Raw genomic sequence first — 18,014 nt, 5'->3', positions numbered from 1 at the left:
GGCCGCGCGCTACAGCGCGGCGTAGCCGCGTTCGCGGAGCGACTGGCCGTACTGCTGGAGGACCCAGAGTTCGTTCTGCACCGCGGCGAGGTGCTCGGGGTCGGCGGCCGGGCCGAGGCGCTGGAGGGTGCCGCGGACCTCGGAGACGCGGTGGTTGACGGCGGCGAGGCGGACGGCGACCAGTTGGACTCCGGCGTAGGCGTCGTCGGGGTCGCGGCGGGTGTGCAACGGCTCGACGGTCAGCTCGGTGACCATGGCGCGGACGGTGTCGTCAGGGGCGGCCTCCCGGACCCGGGCGACATATTCGCCGTCCGAGGCGCCTGCCGCGGCGCCGCCGGCGTCCTCGATGCACTGGCGGACCGTGGCGTAGGGCGGGGCGGTGAACTCGTCGGCTCCGTAGGCGTCGAAGGCCGGGGAGACCAGGTCGGGGCGCTGCAGGGCGAGCTTGAGCAGCTCCCGCTCGACGCGGTGGGCGGGGCTGCGGAGATTCAGGGCGGGGCCGCGCGGGCCGGGGGCGGGGCGGCTCTGCTCGGGGCCGGGGGCCGGGCCGGGGCGCTGCCTGCGGCCCTGGTCGGGGCCGCCGTCGCGGCCGCGGTCGCGGGCCCAGCGGGCGAGCTGGCCGACGCGGCGGACCACGAACTGGGTGTCCAGGATGCCGAGCATGCCGGCCAGCGAGACGGCGGATTCGTGCTGGATGGAGCTGTTCTTGATGTTCGCGACGATGGGCGCCGCCTCGTCCAGGGCGGCGGCGCGGCCGACGGTGGTGTCGAGGTTGTGCTGGGAGATCACGTGGCGCAGGGCGAACTCGAAGAGCGGGGTGCGGGAGTCGACGAGGCCGGCGACGGCGGCGTCGCCCTTGGCGAGCCGCAGGTCGCAGGGGTCCATGCCGCCGGGGGTGATGGCGATGGAGGTCTCGGCGGCGAACTTCTGGTCGTCCTCGAAGGCACGCAGGGCGGCCTTCTGGCCGGCGGCGTCGCCGTCGAAGGTGAAGACGACCTCGGAGCGGGCGTTGTCCATCAGGAGCCGGCGGAGGATCTTGATGTGGCCCTCGCCGAAGGAGGTGCCGCAGGTGGCGATGGCGGTGGTGACGCCCGCCAGATGGCAGGCCATCACGTCGGTGTACCCCTCGACGACCACGGCGCGGCTGGTCTTGGCGATCTCCTTCTTGGCGAGGTCGATGCCGTACAGGACCTGGGACTTGCGGTAGATGGGGGTCTCGGGGGTGTTGAGGTACTTGGGGCCGTTGTCGTCGTCGCGGAGCTTGCGGGCGCCGAAGCCGACGACCTCCCCGGAGATGTCGCGGATCGGCCACATCAGACGGCCCCGGAAGCGGTCGATGGGACCGCGGCGGCCTTCCTGGGAGAGGCCGGACAGGACCAGCTCCTTGTCGGTGAAGCCGCGGCCGCGCAGGAAACGGGTGAGGTGGTCCCAGCCCGCCGGGCTGTAGCCGACGCCGAAATGCTGGGCGGCGGACTGCTCGAAGCCGCGCTCGGCGAGGAACTTGCGGCCGATCTCCGCCTCGGGGCCGTCCAGCTGCTCGGCGTAGAACTGGGCGGCGACCTTGTGGGCCTCCACCAGGCGGGTGCGCTCGCCCTGCTGCCGGCCGGGGGCGTAGCCGCCCTCTTCGTAGCGCAGGGTGATGCCGGCCTGGGAGGCGAGCCGCTCGATGGTCTCGGCGAAGGAGAGGTGGTCGATCTTCATGATGAAGTCGACGGTGTCGCCGCCCTCCTGGCAGCCGAAGCAGTGGTAGAGCCCCTTGGCGGTGCTGACGTGGAAGGACGGGGACTTCTCGTCGTGGAAGGGGCACAGGCCCTTGAGGTTTCCGCCGCCGGCGTTGCGGAGCTGGAGGTATTCGGACACGACGGCGTCGATCGGGACCGCGTCCCGAACCGCCTTCACATCGTCATCGTTGATCCTGCCTGCCACGCGTGAATTCTACGGCCGGGGTCGGACACTCCCCGCCGCGGCTGCCCGCAACGCCCCGGCCGGCGCCGAGAACGCGCCGGAGGGGCCCTGCCGGATGCCCTAGGGAAGCAGCGATTCGAGCGGGATGTCCGGGTTGGCCAGTGCGTCGGCGTCCAGCTGCCGCCCGGAGCGGATCAGCTGCTGGAGGGGTTCGGCGACGTCCCAGACGTTGACGTTCATCCCGGCCAGCAGCCGGCCCTCGCTCAGCCAGCAGGCGATGAACTCCCGCTTGCCGACGTCGCCACGGCAGACGACCTGGTCGTACGAGCCGGGCGGGGCGTAGCCGGAGTACTCCAGGCCGACGTCGTACTGGTCGGAGAAGAAGTACGGGATGCGGTCGTAGGCGATGTCCTGGCCGAGCATGGCGCGGGCCGCGGCCGGGCCGCCGTTGAGGGCGTTGGCCCAGTGTTCGACGCGGACCCGGGTGTCCAGCAGGGGGTGATCGGCGGCCGCGACATCGCCGGCGGCGTAGATGTACGGGTCGGAGGTGCGCAGCGCGGCGTCCACGGCCACGCCTCCCCCGGCGGAGGGCTCGACGAGGTCCAGTCCGGCCTGTTCGGCGAGGCCGGTGCGCGGGGCGGCGCCGATCGCGGCGAGGACGTCGTGGGCGAGGTGTTCCTCGCCGTCGTCGGTGCGCACGGCGAGCACCATGCCGTCCTGGCCGATGATCTCGGTGAAGCGGGCGCCGAAGTGGAAGCGGACGCCGTGTTCGCTGTGCAGGTCGGTGAAGAGACCGCCCAGCTCCGGGCCCAGGACGCCGTGCAGGGGTGTCGGGGCGGCCTCGACGACGGTGACCTCGGCGCCGTAGGAGCGGGCCGCCGCCGCGACCTCCAGGCCGATCCAGCCGGCGCCGGCGATGACGAGATGGCCGTTGTCCCGGCCGAGGGAGGCCAGGACGCCGCGCAGCCGCTCGGCGTGGGCGAGGCGGCGCAGGTGGTGGACGCCCGCGAGGCCGGTGCCGGGGATGTCCAGGCGGCGCGGTTCGGCTCCGGTGGCCAGCAGCAGCTTGTCGTAGACGATCAGGGTGCCGTCGCCGAGGCGTACGGTCCTGGCCTCGGGGTCCAGATGGACCGCCGGCTGGCCGAGATGCAGCTCGATGTGCGCCTTGGCGTACCAGGCGGGTTCGTGGACGAAGACGCTGTCCCGCTCCTCCTTGCCGAGCAGGTACCCCTTGGAGAGCGGGGGCCGCTCGTACGGGTGGTCGCGCTCGTCACAGATGAGGATGACCCGGCCGGTGAAGCCCTCCGAGCGGAGAGTCTCGGCGGCCTTCGCCCCGGCCAGGCCACCCCCGACGATGACGAACGTCTGGTGTGCGTCGACCACTTGCTTCCTCCTCGTTGCGGTGCCGTACGTCGGCTTTCGCGTCCGTGAACGCCCCCGGTGGTGCCCCGTCAGATATGCCCGCGCCGGTGTGCTCTTTCCCGCTCCTGGCCTGGGGGGTCGGTCCCCCGGCGGAACGGTGGTGTGAGTCGTGGTGCGGAACAGTCGTGTTCGAGCGTCCCGCACGGAGCGTGATGGGGGAAGGGGGTCTTTCCCCTTGGTGACCTCCGGGGTCCCCCTCAGGGTTCACCCTCGGTTGCCCCGGGTTCTGCCCGGTGGCCGGGTGAGCCGGGCGTGCAGGGAGCGGGCCGAGGTGTCCGTGAGGGCCGCGATCTGGTCGATGACGGCACGCATCCGGGCGGTGTCGTCAGCGGCGGTGTCGAACAGTGAACGGAACTGCGGGTCAAGGCCGTCGGGGGCGCGGGCGAGCAGCGCCTCGGCCAGTTCGGCGATCACCACGCGCTGGTCGGCGCGGAGCGCTTCCTGGTCGGGCCGCTGCATGACGTATCGGTCGGCGACGGCTTTCAAAACGGCGCATTCCAGCCGGGTTTCGGCCGGAACCACTAGCTCCGCTGCGTAACGGGTGAGCCGCCCGGTGCCCCATGCGGCGCGTGTGGCGACCTCGGCCGCCTGGCAGAAGCGGCCGATCAACTGACTGGTGGCGTCCTTGAGGCGGGCCTGGGCGAGTGCGGAACCGTCGTAGCCGTGCGGCCACCACTCCTGCTCCAGGAGGCGGTCCAGCGCCTCGGCCAGCTCCTGCGGCCCGGCGCCCGCCGCGTAGCGCTCGCCGGCGACCGCGAAGATCTCGGCGCGTTCGGCGTCGGCCAGCAGGAGATTGGGGTCGAGGTGCCCGGCGTGCAGCCCGTCCTCGACGTCGTGCACCGAATACGCCACGTCGTCGGACCAGTCCATGACCTGCGCCTCGAAGCTCCGTGCCGAGGCCGGCGCCTGGCGGCGGAACCACGCGAAGACCGGCAGGTCGTCCTCGTACACACCGAACTTCGGGGAGCCGGGGTCGGTGGGGTGCGCCCCGCGCGGCCACGGGTACTTGGTGGCGGCGTCGAGGGCGGCACGGGTGAGGTTGAGGCCGACGCTGACGTTCGAGCCGTCCGGGGCCGGGACGAACCGCTTGGGCTCCAGACGGGCCAGCAGCCGCAGCGACTGGGCGTTGCCCTCGAAACCGCCGCAGGACGCCGCGACCTGGTTGAGCGTCTGCTCGCCGTTGTGGCCGAAGGGCGGGTGGCCGAGATCGTGCGCCAGGCAGGCGGTCTCGACGAGGTCCGGATCGCAGCCGAGCGCGGCGCCGAGCTCGCGGCCGACCTGCGCGCACTCCAGGGAATGGGTCAGGCGGGTGCGCGGGCTGGCGTCCCAGGCCGGGGTGAGGGCGCCGGGCGTGACGACCTGGGTCTTGCCGGCGAGGCGACGCAGCGCGGCGGAGTGCAGCACCCGGGCACGGTCACGCTGGAAGGCGGTGCGGCCGGGGCGTTTGTCGGGTTCGGAAACCCAGCGTTCGGCGTCGGCGGCGGTGTAGCCGAGGGGGTGGGCGGGGGCGTGGCCAGGGGTGTGGCCTGAGGTGTGCGCCGTGCCGGAAGCGCGGGGGGAACCGTTGGCCCGGGTGGATCCGGTGGCGTCGTGGCCGGGGCCGGGGTCGCCCGCGTCCCGGTCGTCGGTCGGTGATGTGCCCGTCATACAGCGACGGTAGCCGCCCTGATGCCGTCCGGGTCGGATGCGGTACGCGCCAGGAGCACCTGGTCGAAGCGGTGCAGTACGAGACGTGCCAGCGCGGGGTGATCGCCCAGCGGCGCGGCGGCGATCCCGGGGGCGGCGTCCGCGCACTGGGCCGCGAAGCGTCCGGGCGCCGTGAAGCAGGAGGCGACGGCTATCCGGTCGTGGCCGCGGGCGGTCAGTACGCGGACGGCTTCGGCGACGGTGGGGGCCGCGGCGGAGGCGTACGCGGGCAGCACGGGGATGCCGCCGAGCCGCCCGGAGAGCAGCCGCGCGGTGCGCGCCGTGTCGTCGGCGGAGGGCGCCGACCGGGACCCGGCGGCGGCGAGGACGACGGCGGGGCGGGAGGGGGCCGGGGCATGGGAGCAGGAGGTGCGGGAGGAGTGGCTGGTGGGGGCGGTGAGGGCGTGGGGACGGTGGGGGTGGCGGGTCGCTGGGGCGTGGTCCGCCGGATCGCCGCCGGCCCGGAATCCCGCCTCCTCCAGGCGGCCGTGCAAGGCCTCCGCCAGGAGGGCGTGCGGGCCGAGGGGCGGGGCGATCCGGCCGGTCAGGTGGGGTGCGGCGGCGAGCGCCGCGGGCAGATCGCGGGTGACGTGGTGCCCGCGGCCGAAAAGCAGCGGTACGAGGACCACCTCACCCGTCAGTGCGTCCAGGGTGTCGGCGAGCAGCGGCCGGTTCAGCTCGATATGGCCGAGCCGTACGGGCAGGCCGGGGCGCAGCGCGCGTACCCGGTCCAGCAGCGCCCGGATGGTGCGTACGGCGCGCGGATCGCGACTGCCGTGGGCGACGGCGACCAGCGTGGGACCGCCGGGGGCCACGGGGTCCGCACCGGGGTGCGGGGCGGCGCTGCCGGGTCGGGGCGCGGCGCCGGGGCGGGCGGCGGTCGGCCGGTGGAAGGTGCGCAGGCGGACGCTGCCCAGCTGGGTGGCCAGCTGGGCGGTGATCTCGGTGGCGAGCCCGGCCGCGGTCGGGGCCGGCGCCGCGGCGCAGGCGGGATCGTCGCAGGGCCGTCCCCGAGGGGCTCCGCGCACCTCGCCGGCACGACGGCCGGTGGTGGGCGGGGCCGCCGGGGCGGGGGTGCGCGGGCCGGCCGGGGCGGGGCCGCCGGGGCCTGTCGCGGGCAGGTCGACCGTGGCCGGGGTGGGCAGGTGCGGTATCGACTCCGTCATGAGCAGAGCGTGGCAGCCGGGCGTTGCGGTGCCGTTTCGGCGCGGGGAACTCCGTGTGCCGTCGGACCTCCGCCGCCCCGCGCTCCGGTGGGAGGTGTCCGCCCCGCGCCCGAAACAGCGGCGATCCGTGCACGTAACACCGGCGTACCACGGTGGCAGCCATGAACGCCGCGACGGTCGACACCCACTGCCCCTACTGCGCTCTCCAATGCGGCATGGGGCTGCGGCCCACGGAACGCGCGGTCACGCAGGCCGGGAGGGCGGGCCCGGAGGCCCGCACGGCAAGGGGCGGCACCGCAGGGGACGACACGGCGGAGGGCGGCACGGCAGGCGCCGGGCAGCCGCCCGGCCCCCTGGTGGAGGTCGTCGAACGCCCGGCGTTCCCGGTGAACCGGGGGGCGCTGTGCGGCAAGGGACGGACGGCGGCCGAGGTCCTCGCGCCCGGTGCACGGCTGACCACTCCCCTGGTGCGCGACGCCGCCACCGGGACCCTCGAACCGGCCACCTGGGACACCGCCCTGGCCCGGGTCGCGGAAGGGCTGCGAAGCACCGGCACCGCATACGGCAAGGACGCCGTCGGCGTCTTCGGCGGCGGCGGGCTGACCAACGAGAAGGCCTACACCCTGGGGAAGTTCGCCCGGGTCGCACTCGGCACCTCACAGATCGACTACAACGGCCGCTTCTGCATGTCGTCGGCCGCGGCGGCGCACGGCCGGGCGTTCGGACTGGACCGGGGCCTGCCGTTCCCGCTGGCGGATGTGGCACGGACCGGCTGCGTCATCCTGGTCGGCTCCAACCTGGCCGAGACGATGCCACCGGCGCTGCGCTATCTCACCGAGCTGCGGGAGAACGGCGGCCGGCTGATCGTCATCGACCCGCGCCGCACCCGCACCGCCGAGCAGGCGGATCTGCATCTCGCGCCCCGGCCCGGCACGGATCTGGCGCTGGCGCTGGGGCTGCTCCACCTGGTGGTGGCCCAGGGGCGTACGGACGAGGAGTTCATCGCCGCGCGCACCAGCGGCTGGGAGGAGGCGCGGGCGGCGGCGATGGCGCACTGGCCGGAAATGGTCGAGCGCATCACGGGAGTGCCGGTGCCCCAACTCCGTGCGGCAGTCGGGATGTTCTGTGACGCGGAGTCCTCGATGGTGCTGACGGCGCGCGGGCCCGAGCAGCAGGCGAAGGGCACGGACACCGTCGGCGCCTGGATCAACCTGTGCCTGGCGACCGGCCGGGCGGGCCGGGAACTGTCCGGCTACGGCTGCCTGACCGGCCAGGGCAACGGCCAGGGGGGCCGCGAACACGGCCAGAAGGCCGACCAGTTGCCCGGCTACCGCAAACTCGACGACCCGGCCGCCCGCCGGCACATCGCGCAGGTGTGGGGCGTCGACCCGGACACGCTCCCGGGCCCCGGACGCAGCGCGTACGAGCTGCTGGACGCGCTGGGCGGCGAGGTCCGCGCCCTGCTCCTGATGGGTTCCAATCCGGTCGTCTCCGCGCCGCGCGCCGCCCATGTGGAGGCGCGCATACGGTCGTTGGACTTCCTGGCCGTGGCGGATGTGGTGCTGTCCGAGACGGCGGCGCTGGCTGATGTGGTGCTGCCGGTCGCCCAGTGGGCGGAGGAGACCGGGACGACGACGAACCTGGAGGGCCGGGTGCTGCTGCGGCGCCGCGCGCTGGAGCCGCCGCCCGGCGTCCGCACGGATCTGGAGGTGCTGAGCGGGCTGGCGGCGCTTCTGGGGTGGGAGAAGGGTTTCCCGACCGCCCCCGAAGAGGTCTTCGACGAGCTGCGCCGGGCCTCGGCCGGCGGCCCCGCCGACTACTCGGGCATCACCTACGCGCGGATCGCGGCGGAGGACGGGGTGTTCTGGCCCTGCCCCGAGAGCGGAGAGGACGGCGGGAAGGCGGAGAGGGAGGAGAGGGAGGAGACAGGCGGGAAGGAGGAGATGAGGGGGACCGGGAACATCGGGGAGACGTGGGAGGACGAGCATCCGGAGCGCCACGGACAGAGCGCGGGGGAGGCGGGGAGCTCGGGCAGCGCCGGGAACGGTGCCGTCAACCCGCCGCATCCGGGGACGCCCCGCCTCTTCCTGGACCGCTTCGCCACGCCCGACGGCCGGGCCAGGTTCGTCCCCGTCACGTACCGGCCGTCGGCCGAGGAGACCGATGGCGCCTACCCGGTGGTGCTGACGACGGGTCGGGTGCTGGCCCAGTACCAATCGGGCGCGCAGACCCGCCGGGTCGCCGAACTGAACGCCGCCGAGCCGGGCCCGTTCGTCCAGCTCCACCCACGGCTGGCGGACCGGCTCGGCATCGCGGACGGCGAGCCGGTCGCGGTGACCTCGCGGCGTGGCCGGGCGGTCGCCCCGGCACGGGTGAGCGCCGCGATCCGCCCGGACACCGTCTTCATGCCGTTCCACTGGCCCGGTGAGGGCCGCGCCAACACCCTGACCAACCCCGCGCTCGATCCGACGTCCCGGATGCCCGAGTTCAAGGTGTGCGCGGTACACGTGGAAGCGGCGGGACGGGAAGAGCAGGGGGGCTTGGAGGAGCAGAGGGACGTGGAGGAGCAGGCGAGCCGGGCGGGCCTACCGGCGGGGTGACGGGGTGAGGAGCGGGGTGACGGGTGACGGGTGACGGGCAAGGTGACCGGCCGGGTTCGCCGTCTGCGTGGTTCTCCACCTGCTGACGAAGTGACGTCCTGGCGCCGACGGCGCCCGATTGGCGCGACGTCCGACTCCACGGCGCGCCCGACTCCACGGCGCCCGACTCCGCGCGGCCTCGCCGCCGCGCGGTGACGAGCCCCGCCCCGCGAACTACGCCTGGTGCGCGTCCACTTCCTTCAGGTACTTCTCGCGCGTCGCCTCGTCGAGGAATGACGCACGGAAGGAATTGCGGGCCAGCCGGCGCAGCGTCTCCGCGTCGAGCCCGAGGGCGTCCCGAACGGCGGTGAAGTTGTCGTCCGCGTAGCCGCCGAAGTAGGCGGGGTCATCCGAATTGACGGTGACCAGCAGTCCGGCGTCCAGCATCGCGGGCAGCGGGTGATCGGCGAGGTCGTCGATGACCCGGAGCCGGACGTTGGACAGCGGGCAGACGGTGAGCGGCACCTGGTCCGCCACCAGGCGGGCCACCAGCTTCTCGTCCTCCAGGGAGCGCACTCCGTGGTCGATCCGGTCCACCCCGAGGATGTCCAGGGCTTCCCACACGTAGGCGGCGGGGCCTTCCTCGCCCGCGTGGGCCACGCACTTGAGCCCGGCCTCCCGCGCCAGCGCGTAGACCTCCTTGAACTTCGACGGCGGGTGCCCGACCTCGGCCGAGTCCAGGCCGACGGCGGTGATCCGGTCGAGGTGCGGACGAGCCGCCTCGAAGGTCGCCAGGGCCGATTCGGCGCTCTCGTCGCGCAGGAAGCACATGATCAGGCGGGTGCTGATGCCGTACTTCTGCGGGGCGGCGTCCAGGGCGCGGGCCAGACCGCCGATGACGGTGCCGATGGGGATGCCGCGTGCGGTGTGCGCCTGCGGGTCGAAGAAGATCTCGGCGTGCCGGACTCCCTGCTCCCGGGCGCGCGCCAGGTAGGCGTCCGCGAGATCGGCGAAGTCGTCCTCGGTGCGCAGCACGGCCATCAGCGCGTAGTAGAGGTTGAGGAACGACTGCAGGTCGGCGAAGGAGTAGGCGCGGCGCAGCTCGTCCTCGGTGGCGTACGGCAGCTGTACGCCGTTGCGTTCGGCGAGCGCGAACGCCAGCTCGGGCTCCAAGGTGCCCTCGATGTGAAGGTGCAGCTCCGCCTTGGGCAGCGGGGTCTGGGGAGCGGATGCGGCGGAGGAGGAGGAAGGCACGCGGGTCACACCTGTTCTGCGGTACGGGATGGGGACAGGGGATGGGGATGGGGATAGGGGTGGGGATGGGGAAGCGGAGGCCTTGAGCGGCCATGGGCTGGTCAGTTACGGGTTACGGGGTCCCGGAGCGGGGCTCTCGATGCGGGTTTCGGTTTCGGTTTCGGTTTCGGGTCAAGTCGTCCAGGTTAGCCGGGGCATGATCGCGTGCGGCGGCGGCCGAGCCGACCGGGCGCCCGGCGCGTTCCGCCGCCTCGGGGCGCAGCCAGTCGCCGCCGGCGATGACGGTGCCGGTGGCGCGTAGCCGGGCGGCGAGCGATTCGGCCGCCAGATAGACCCAGGCCCGTACGGCCGTGCCGTCCGGACGGACGGCCACGGTGGGCACCCGCTCGTAGACGTTCGCCGGGTCGTTGGGGGTGTAGCTCTCCAACCGGTCGAGCACCGCGCGCACCTCGGCGTAGTCGGCGTCCCGCGGGCGGATGAGCGTGCCGTGGATCTCGGCGTCCGGGGGGCCGGCGACGGCGTACGGGTATCCCGGACCGTCGTAGAGCAGGGCGCCGGTGATCCGGGCCGGCTCTTCGGAGGTGGTTCGGCCGCGCAGGGTCCAGGCGTGGTTGGCCTCACCGGGGCGCAGGGTTCCGTAGACGAAGAACGGGAGGCGCTCGGTATCGGGCTCCCACCTGGTGCGCGGCTCGGGTTCGCGCGGGAGCGGGCGCTCGGGCTCGATGATCATGTGCGCGGACTCCTCTCCGGACTCCTTGGAGACTGCCGGGACGGGCCTGCGGCCGACCCGGCTGCCCACCCGGCACCGGCTCCCACTGTGGCCCTCACTGCAACCATGCCAGGCCCCACGGCGTCGCTTCCTCCGAGGTCGATCACCGTCGATCACCGTCAACCCCATCGATCACGTCGATCACGTCGATTCACGTCGGGTGGCCGCCTCCGTAGTCGGCGTCGGCGGTCGGGACCCATCGAGACGCCGTCGGGAGGATCGAGACAGGTGACAGCGGGACGGCGCGTCGGCAGGACGGCGGGACGACGAGTCGGCAGGACGGCGGGAAGAGGCGGGGCAGCGGGCTGTGACGGCGCAGGCTCGCCGAAGGGCACCGGGCCCGGATCGCCCGGGTCACCCGGATCGCCCGGATAAGGCACCACCCAGGTCAGGGGGCTCCCAGGCCAGGCAGCACCGAGGTCAGGACGCCAGGCCCAGGGGCGGCCAGGGGCAGAAGAGGGGGAGTACGGATGCGAGGGCTGCGGTGTGCGCGGCGGATACGGCGGCTGTGGCCATGGCTACGGCCGCGGCTCCGGCTGCCGAGGACCCGGCGAGGGTGGCGCCGTGCCTACCAGGCGGTCATCGTGCTGACGGTGCTCGCGCTCGCCCCCGCGACGTGGATGAACGCGACGGCCGGCCCCCGCGTCCGCACCGTCGCCGACGCCCCCGGCGCACCGGTCGCGGTGGTCTTCGGCGCGGGTCTGTGGAACGGCGGGCCGTCCCCGTATCTCGCCCACCGGCTGGACACGGCCGCCGAGCTGTACACCCGGGGAACGGTCCGCGCGATCCTGGTCTCCGGCGACAACAGCCGGCACGACTACGACGAGCCGGACGCGATGCGTGGCTATCTGCTGCACCACGGCGTCCCCGCCCGGAAGATCGTCAGCGACTACGCGGGCTTCGACACCTGGGATTCCTGCAGCCGCGCCCACCGGATCTTCGGCGTGGACCGGGCGGTGCTGGTCAGCCAGAGCTTCCACATCCGGCGCGCACTGGCCCTGTGCGCGGCGGCGGGAGTCGAGTCGTACGGCGTCGGGGCCCCCGAGCCGCACGACGTGACCTGGGCGTACGGCGGCGTCCGGGAGATCTTCGCAGCCGGCAAGGCCGCGGCGGACGCCCTGCTGCGGCCCGACCCGCACTTCCTGGGCCCGCGGGAGAAGGGGCTGGCGCGGGCGTTGCGCTAGGCGGGGGCACGACGGTGGGGCAGCGGAGACGCGTCAGGCCACGGCAAGCGTCGGGTGCTCGGGCGTTGGGAGTTTCGGGGTGTTGGGGTGTTTCGGGCGTTGGGCGTTGGGCGTTTCGGACGTTGGGCGTTTCGGGCGTTGGGCGTTTCGGGCGTTGGGCGTCCCCGCCGTCACGCCTGCGTGGCACGTCCGTAGAGGGTGAAGACCTCCGTGCCGAAGTACGGGCTGTAGGAGATCCGGTCGCTGTGCGGGCCACTCGGCCCACCGCCGTTCAGGCCGCCGATGACGCCGATGACATGGCCGGTCCCGGTCCGCTCGTCGAAGCCGGTCAGCCAGGGGCCTCCCGAGGTGCCGCCGTAGAACCCGCCGCACTCCATCCGCAGTTGGCGAGTGCCGGCGAGCCGGGTGGTGCTGGTGGCGCAGCGTACGGCCCGGTCCTTCGGGTCGTTGCGGACGCTCGGATAGCCGATGACGGTGACCTTGTTGGTGTAACCGGGCGTCGGGGCGAGGATGTTGCCGCCGACGACCGCCTCGATCTCATGGCCCTGGGCGTCCGGCTCGACGGTGGCGAAGGCGAAGTCGAGGTCGGAACCGGCGCCGGTGGTGCCGTGCCCCGGGTAGGTGAAGGTCTCGTCGATCGCCCAGACCCCGTGCGGCTGAGTGGCCGCTCCCGACCGGTACTGCGGCACGAAGGCCGCTCGCGTGCCCGGTTTGCAGTGCCCTGCGGTCAGGATGACGTTGCGCTGCGGGCTGCGCACCACACTGGCCGTGCAGTGGTGCGCCCGCGCGTCGCCGTCGACGGAGAACAGCACACCGACGGATGGAATGCCGTCGAAGTGCTCTGCGTTCGGGGCCTGTTGGGCTGCCGTCACGGCGGTGGCCTCGGGGGTGGGAGTGAGCGCGGGGGAACGGGTTGCAGTCGGGGTGGAGGTGGGAGTGGTGGTGGGCGTGGGAGTGGCGGTGGGGGCCGTCGGGGTCGGGGTCGGAACCGCAGTGGCAACCGGGGCCGGGACCCGGGTGGGGGCAGGCTTGGTCTCGGATCGTGCGGTTGTGGGCCGCGCGGTTGTCGGCCGTGAGGTTGGGGGCCGCACGGTGTCGGGGGACGGCGGAATGGGGGCGGCGGCGGCCATCCGGTCCGCCGTCCAGTAGGCGGCGGCATCACGGCTGGTCCATTGCGTGTCCGTGTCCGGGACGGCGTCGGGGGAGCCGGCCGCTCGGCTCAAGGGCGGCGCCAGGGCGAGGAAGATCGTCACCCCCAGTACCGGAACGGCCCCCCTCCCCCATCGCCGCCATCGTGCCCACCGCCGTCGGACGCCCGCTCGCCGCAGGCCGCCCACCCGTGGTCCGCTGCCCGGCGGCTTCAGCTCACCGGCTCGCCGCCCCGCGTCGTCCCTCAGGTCACCGGCTGACCGCCGCATGCCGTCCCCCGTATCGCCGTTTGGCCGCCGCGTGTCGTCCCGCCGCGCACCGCCTCGCCACCGCATGTCGTCCCGCTGCGCACCGGCTCGCCGCCGCATGCCGTCCCGCCGCTGCCTTGCGCCTCGCCGCCCCACGTCAGCTCGTCTCCTCTGCCACCCAGGCCAGATACCCCGCGCCACCGTGGGTGATCGGCGTGGCGATGATCTCGGGGGTGTCGTAGTCGTGCGCGCCGAGGAGGTAGGCCTCCAGCGCCTCGTACCGCGCGGTGGCCGTCTTGAACAGAACCTGCCACTCCTGATTCGTCTCGACGGCACTCTCCCAACGGAACACCGAGGTCACAGGCGCACTGACCTGCGCACACGCCGCGAGCCTGCCCTCGATCGCACCACGCGCCAGCCGCTCGGCCTTCTGTTCGCTGTCGGTGGTCGTCATGACGGTCAGGAACCGGGTCCCCCGCCCGCCGGAGGGGTCGGCAGGGCCCGACGGGCCGGGCAGACCGGACAGCTCGGCCGGGCCGGGAAGGTCGGAGGGGACGGCCGGGGCGGCTGTTACGGGCGGGACGTTCGGGGAGGTCGGGTCGACCACGGTGCGCACCCTTCGGTGAGTGGGTCTGATCGATCAGCTCGCATCGTACGGATGGCGTTGATCATCGCCATCATGCCCGGCCGCCCGCTCCCCGCACCGACCCCTCGTCCCGGCACTCGCGCCCCGGTTGCATCCCTGCGGGCACCGGCAAGGATGGAAGTGGATCCCCGCCATCGGTACGCACCGAAAGGCCCGCCCCATGGACGACCTCAATGCCCTCACCCGAGACCAGCTGGACGACGCCAGGGCCTCCGCGCACGGGCGCAGCGCTCACCTCTTTCTGCACGACGGCCCGCTACGCCAGACCGTCATCGCCCTGACGGCGGGCTCCGCGCTGGACGAGCACAACGCACCCCCGGCCGCGAGCCTCCAGGTGCTGCGGGGCCGGGTGCGGCTGACCGCGGCCAGCGGAAACCGCGAGTTGATCGCCGGTCAGGTCACCGTCATCCCCCACGAGCGGCACGGACTGCACGCCGTCGAGGACGCGGCGGTCCTGCTGACGGCGGTCACGGCGGTGCCCGAACGGATGCGCGGCGCGGCTCTCGCAGCGGTCCAGCGCGGGTGAGACCGCCCGCCATCGACGACAGCAACAGCAACAGCGACAGCGACAGCGACAGCACGGACCTTTCCGAGCCGCTCCCCCCTCTTCGCGGTAGGCGGGGCGGGCTCTTGAGTCGGTGAGTTCTTGAGCACGGAGGGTTCTTGAGCGCGGAGGGTTCTTGAGCACGGAGGGTTCTTGACCGCGGTGGGCGGGGCGGAGGCCTGAGCGCCGCGGGCGGGGCCCGGATGCTGGAGCGCCGAGGGCGCCTCGAAGGCGAGGGCGGGTGCCCCGAGCACCCCGAGCACCCCGAGCGCCATGGCGTAGCGCCTGCTGCCCGCCGTCGGCCGAGGGCGCCCGGCCGGTTGCGCAGACACCACCCCGGCGGGCCCGGCACAACCCTTTCCCGGTTCGCCGGTCACATCTGCCGAGACGAACGCCTCGCGCACGGCTCATCCGAGGCGCCGCACAAGACCCCTCACTCCAACCTTCACATTTTTATGAATGTTCTGTAGTCTCTACACATGACCACGGCCAACCCGAAACCGAAGGTGCACCTGACCAAGGAGAAGGAAACCCTTCTCGCGACGCTCTACGGCCGCGCGGTGGACAGCCGCGCGAAGCATCCGATCCTCGGCGACACCATGGCCGCCGAGACCGTCCGGCGACTCGACTACGACTTCAAGAGAATGCGGCTGGGGCCGGGCGATTCAGCCGGGGTCGCCCTGCGAGCAAAGCAGTTGGACGACTGGACGGCGCGCTTCCTCGCCACCCATGAGGAGGCCACGGTGGTCCATCTGGGCTGCGGCCTGGACACCCGCGTCCACCGCCTCGACCCCGGCCCCGGCGTGCGGTGGTTCGACGTCGACTATCCCGAGGTCATCGACCTCCGGCGACAGCTCTATCCCGAGCGCGACGGCTACACCACCATTCCCTCGTCCGTCACCGACCCGGCATGGATAGCGCAACTGCCGTCGGACCGGCCGACGATGATCGTGGCCGAGGGGCTGCTGATGTATCTGACCGAGGAGGACGGCACGGCGACGCTGCGACGCCTGATGGCGCATGTGCCGAGCGGCGAGCTGGCGTTCGACGCCTTCAGCAAGTTCGCGATCCGCAGCCAGCGGATCCAGCGCGTCGTGGTGAAAGCCGGCGCGACGCTGCACTGGGGCACGGACAGCGCAGGAATCAGGGCGCTCAGCCCGAGGCTGCACATTGTCGAGAACATCAGCGCGGTGGAGATAGCCGGCATGGACAATCTGCCGCCTGCCTACCGGCTGGCGGTCCGGCTGACGGCGCGGGTGCCCGGGGTGCGGGACATGGCTCGGATGTACAACTGCCGCTTCTGACATCCGGCGTCAGGCGCGGACACCCGACGGCGCTCTCGCGCGGGTGACGGCGGGCGGTTCAGACCGCCAGCCACTGGTCGAACGCCAGCTTGCACAGCAGCGCGACGACCACGACCACCAGCACTCCTCGCACGAACCCGACACCGCGCTTGAGGGCCATCCTGGCCCCCACCAGGCCGCCGGCGAGATTGAACAGTGCCAGCAGAGCACCGAGTTGCCACAACACCGTGCCCTGGATGGCGAACATCGTCAGCGCGCCGATGTTGGTGCAGACGTTGACGACCTTCGCGGTGGCGGAAGAGGCGACCAGGTCCATGTGCAGCACTGCGGCGAGGGCGATGACGAGGAAGGCGCCGGTCCCCGGGCCGATCAAGCCGTCATAGAACCCGATCCCCAGACCGGCGATGAGGATCGCGGCCAGCACCCGCTGCCGAGTGACGGGCCCCGAGGGCGCGGGGGCCGTCCCGAAGGCGGGCCGGAAAAGGACGAAGGCGAGGACCGCGACGAGCACAGCCATGATCAGCGGGCGCAGCACCTCGCTGTTGATACCGGCCGCGAAGAAGGCCCCGACCGTCGAGCCGACGAGCGCGGCGAGCCCGATGCGCAGCGCGTTCCGCACGTCGATCGGGGACTTGCGGACAAAGGTGACGGCGGCAGCGGTGGTGCCGACGATGGCGGTGGACTTATTGGTGCCGAGGACGTACGCGGCGGGTGTGTGCGGAAGGCCCACGAGCAGGGCGGGAAGCAACAGCAGTCCACCGCCGCCCACGACGGCATCGATCCAGCCCGCGGCGAGAGCCGCGAGACAGAGAAGAGTCAGGGTGAACAGCGATATGTCAGGAGGCACCGACTGATCTTATGAGGGGTACCACCAGCCTGCGGCACGGATGTTGATCGTGCGCGGACGGAGGGTGACCGTTGCCCGGAAGTCGGCAGTCGGCAGTCGGCAGTCGGCAGTCGGCAGCGTCAGCTTTGACTGCCGATGCCGGAGGTCCTCCACGGGCCGCCCTCTAGGCTCCGGTTCCATGACTACGGAAACTCACTTTCCGCTCGGCGGAAACCTTCCGGTCCGGCGGCTGGGCTTCGGGACCGGAGGTCTCGCAGGGCCCGGCTACTGGGGCCGACGGCACGACGATGCCCGGGTCTCCGTCTCGGTGCTCCGGCGAGCCGTCGAACGCGGAGTCACGCTGATCGACACCGCGGACAACTACGGCCCCGATGTGGCCGAGGAGCTGGTGGCACAGGCCCTGCATCCGTATACCGAAGGGCTGGTGATCGCGACGAAGGGCGGGGTGGTCCGCACCGGCCCTGACATCTGGCACATCGCGGGGCGCCCGGAGCAGTTGCGTGCCATGTGCGAGGCCAGCCTGCGCCGGCTGCGCACCGAGACCATCGACCTCTACCAGCTGCACCGGCTGGACCCGGAGGTGCCGATGGCCGACCAGATCGGCACGTTGGCGGAGCTGCGACAGGCCGGGAAGATCCGGCACATCGGGCTGGACAGCATCAGCGCCGAGGAGTTGGAGCGAGCGCAGGACATCGCCCCGATCGCATCCGTACAGAACCGCTACAACCTGCTGGACCGTGGATCGGAGGAGCTGCTGCAACTGTGCGAGAAGCGGGGGACGGCCTTCCTGCCGTGGTTTCCCCTGGGGAACGGCGCCCTGACCAGCCGTCGCGACACCGCCGGCGGTGACCACTCGGAAAACTCCCGCGGTTCCGCTGGCGCAGGCGGCTTCGCGGGCTCGGAGGACTCCAGACACCCGGGCGGCGCGGACAGGTCGGATAGGTCGGATAGGCCAGACGGATCGGACAGGCCCAACAGGAAAGGGGACCCCAACGACTCAGGAGGGGCTCTCGCCGCGATTGCCGCTCGGCACGGTGCGACCACCGGGCAGATCGCCCTGTCCTGGCTGCTGCACCGCTCCCCCGTCCTGCTGCCCACCCCCGGTACGGGCTCGACCGCCCACCTGGACGAGAACCTCGACGCGGCACGGATCGCCCTCACGGGGGAGGACATGGCACAGCTCAACTCGGCGGCATAGAGGCGGTGCGAGAGGGAGGGGTGTAGGGAGCAAGGGATGTAGGTAGCGAGGGATGTAGGGAGCGGGAGTTGTAAGCCCATCGGCGTAGGCGCGAAGAGGTAGCTCAGGCACCG

13 protein-coding genes and 1 pseudogene are annotated in these 18,014 nt (G+C 72.6%); 5 read left to right on the top strand and 9 right to left on the bottom strand.

From position 1 onward, the window contains the following. Positions 1–9 precede the first annotated feature (9 nt). From dnaG to ACIRQ7_RS14075, 4 genes are all read right to left on the bottom strand, one after another. Entirely contained in the window at positions 10–1,926 is a 1,917-nt protein-coding gene (dnaG, locus tag ACIRQ7_RS14090; RefSeq protein ID WP_401471825.1) for a DNA primase, read from the bottom strand. Between the two features lie 99 nt (positions 1,927–2,025). Continuing rightward, a complete protein-coding gene (locus ACIRQ7_RS14085) occupies positions 2,026–3,288 on the bottom strand; it encodes an NAD(P)/FAD-dependent oxidoreductase (protein ID WP_401471822.1) in 1,263 nt (420 codons plus the stop codon). Positions 3,289–3,531: 243 nt separating this feature from the next. Then, on the bottom strand, positions 3,532–4,974 hold the full coding sequence (locus ACIRQ7_RS14080; protein ID WP_404262442.1) for a deoxyguanosinetriphosphate triphosphohydrolase: 1,443 nt from the start codon (positions 4,972–4,974) through the stop codon (positions 3,532–3,534). Continuing rightward, on the bottom strand, positions 4,971–6,179 hold the full coding sequence (locus ACIRQ7_RS14075) for a sirohydrochlorin chelatase (protein WP_404262440.1): 1,209 nt from the start codon (positions 6,177–6,179) through the stop codon (positions 4,971–4,973). The genes ACIRQ7_RS14080 and ACIRQ7_RS14075 overlap by 4 nt, the downstream gene beginning before the upstream one ends. A gap of 161 nt (positions 6,180–6,340) precedes the next feature. On the opposite strand from ACIRQ7_RS14075, the gene ACIRQ7_RS14070 reads away from it, so the two are divergent. Continuing rightward, positions 6,341–8,779 carry a molybdopterin oxidoreductase family protein gene (locus ACIRQ7_RS14070; protein WP_404262439.1) on the top strand — a complete coding sequence of 813 codons (2,439 nt, stop codon included), beginning with the start codon at positions 6,341–6,343 and terminating at the stop codon, positions 8,777–8,779. Between the two features lie 213 nt (positions 8,780–8,992). Here ACIRQ7_RS14070 and ACIRQ7_RS14065 read toward each other — a convergent pair whose 3' ends face one another. Both ACIRQ7_RS14065 and ACIRQ7_RS14060 read right to left on the bottom strand, forming a co-directional pair. Beyond that, positions 8,993–10,021, bottom strand: a complete 1,029-nt coding sequence (locus tag ACIRQ7_RS14065) for an adenosine deaminase (protein ID WP_404262437.1) — start codon at positions 10,019–10,021, stop codon at positions 8,993–8,995. Between the two features lie 250 nt (positions 10,022–10,271). After that, positions 10,272–10,643, bottom strand: a pseudogene (locus ACIRQ7_RS14060) (gamma-glutamylcyclotransferase family protein); the annotation flags it as partial. Positions 10,644–11,251: 608 nt separating this feature from the next. Between ACIRQ7_RS14060 and ACIRQ7_RS14055 the strand changes: the two are divergent. Then, positions 11,252–11,965, top strand: coding sequence for a vancomycin high temperature exclusion protein (locus ACIRQ7_RS14055; protein WP_404262436.1), 714 nt, complete (start codon positions 11,252–11,254; stop codon positions 11,963–11,965). A 170-nt stretch (positions 11,966–12,135) separates the two neighbouring features. Here ACIRQ7_RS14055 and ACIRQ7_RS14050 read toward each other — a convergent pair whose 3' ends face one another. Beyond that, a complete protein-coding gene (locus tag ACIRQ7_RS14050) occupies positions 12,136–12,837 on the bottom strand; it encodes a trypsin-like serine peptidase (protein ID WP_404262435.1) in 702 nt (233 codons plus the stop codon). A 682-nt stretch (positions 12,838–13,519) separates the two neighbouring features. Further along, a complete protein-coding gene (gene cutA / locus ACIRQ7_RS14045; RefSeq protein WP_403671059.1) occupies positions 13,520–13,816 on the bottom strand; it encodes a divalent-cation tolerance protein CutA in 297 nt (98 codons plus the stop codon). Positions 13,817–14,168: 352 nt separating this feature from the next. Between cutA and ACIRQ7_RS14040 the strand changes: the two genes are divergently transcribed. Next, positions 14,169–14,534, top strand: a complete 366-nt coding sequence (locus tag ACIRQ7_RS14040; RefSeq protein ID WP_404262434.1) for a cupin — start codon at positions 14,169–14,171, stop codon at positions 14,532–14,534. A gap of 497 nt (positions 14,535–15,031) precedes the next feature. Next, positions 15,032–15,856 (top strand): class I SAM-dependent methyltransferase, encoded by an 825-nt coding sequence (locus ACIRQ7_RS14035; protein WP_404262433.1) that lies wholly within the window; start codon positions 15,032–15,034, stop codon positions 15,854–15,856. A 58-nt stretch (positions 15,857–15,914) separates the two neighbouring features. Here ACIRQ7_RS14035 and ACIRQ7_RS14030 read toward each other — a convergent pair whose 3' ends face one another. Next, a complete protein-coding gene (locus ACIRQ7_RS14030; protein ID WP_403670366.1) occupies positions 15,915–16,703 on the bottom strand; it encodes a sulfite exporter TauE/SafE family protein in 789 nt (262 codons plus the stop codon). A gap of 178 nt (positions 16,704–16,881) precedes the next feature. Here ACIRQ7_RS14030 and ACIRQ7_RS14025 point away from each other — a divergent pair, with 178 nt between their 5' ends. Further along, on the top strand, positions 16,882–17,901 hold the full coding sequence (locus ACIRQ7_RS14025) for an aldo/keto reductase (protein WP_404262431.1): 1,020 nt from the start codon (positions 16,882–16,884) through the stop codon (positions 17,899–17,901). Positions 17,902–18,014 lie beyond the last annotated feature (113 nt).

Source organism: Streptomyces sp. NPDC101393, from assembly GCF_044767385.1.
Lineage (GTDB): Bacteria > Actinomycetota > Actinomycetes > Streptomycetales > Streptomycetaceae > Streptomyces.
Note: the sequence above shows the minus strand (reverse complement) of the source record. Positions and strands in the feature narration are given on the sequence as shown.

Bases quoted from the DNA above. Each gene is read 5' to 3' on its own strand.
- ACIRQ7_RS14080 (WP_404262442.1), bottom strand. From the start codon at position 4,974: ATGACGGGCACATCACCGACCGACGACCGGGACGCGGGCGACCCCGGC.
- ACIRQ7_RS14075 (WP_404262440.1), bottom strand. From the start codon at position 6,179: ATGACGGAGTCGATACCGCACCTGCCCACCCCGGCCACGGTCGACCTG.
- ACIRQ7_RS14070 (WP_404262439.1), top strand. From the start codon at position 6,341: ATGAACGCCGCGACGGTCGACACCCACTGCCCCTACTGCGCTCTCCAA.
- ACIRQ7_RS14055 (WP_404262436.1), top strand. From the start codon at position 11,252: ATGCGAGGGCTGCGGTGTGCGCGGCGGATACGGCGGCTGTGGCCATGG.
- cutA (WP_403671059.1), bottom strand. From the start codon at position 13,816: ATGACGACCACCGACAGCGAACAGAAGGCCGAGCGGCTGGCGCGTGGT.
- ACIRQ7_RS14040 (WP_404262434.1), top strand. From the start codon at position 14,169: ATGGACGACCTCAATGCCCTCACCCGAGACCAGCTGGACGACGCCAGG.
- ACIRQ7_RS14035 (WP_404262433.1), top strand. From the start codon at position 15,032: ATGACCACGGCCAACCCGAAACCGAAGGTGCACCTGACCAAGGAGAAG.
- ACIRQ7_RS14025 (WP_404262431.1), top strand. From the start codon at position 16,882: ATGACTACGGAAACTCACTTTCCGCTCGGCGGAAACCTTCCGGTCCGG.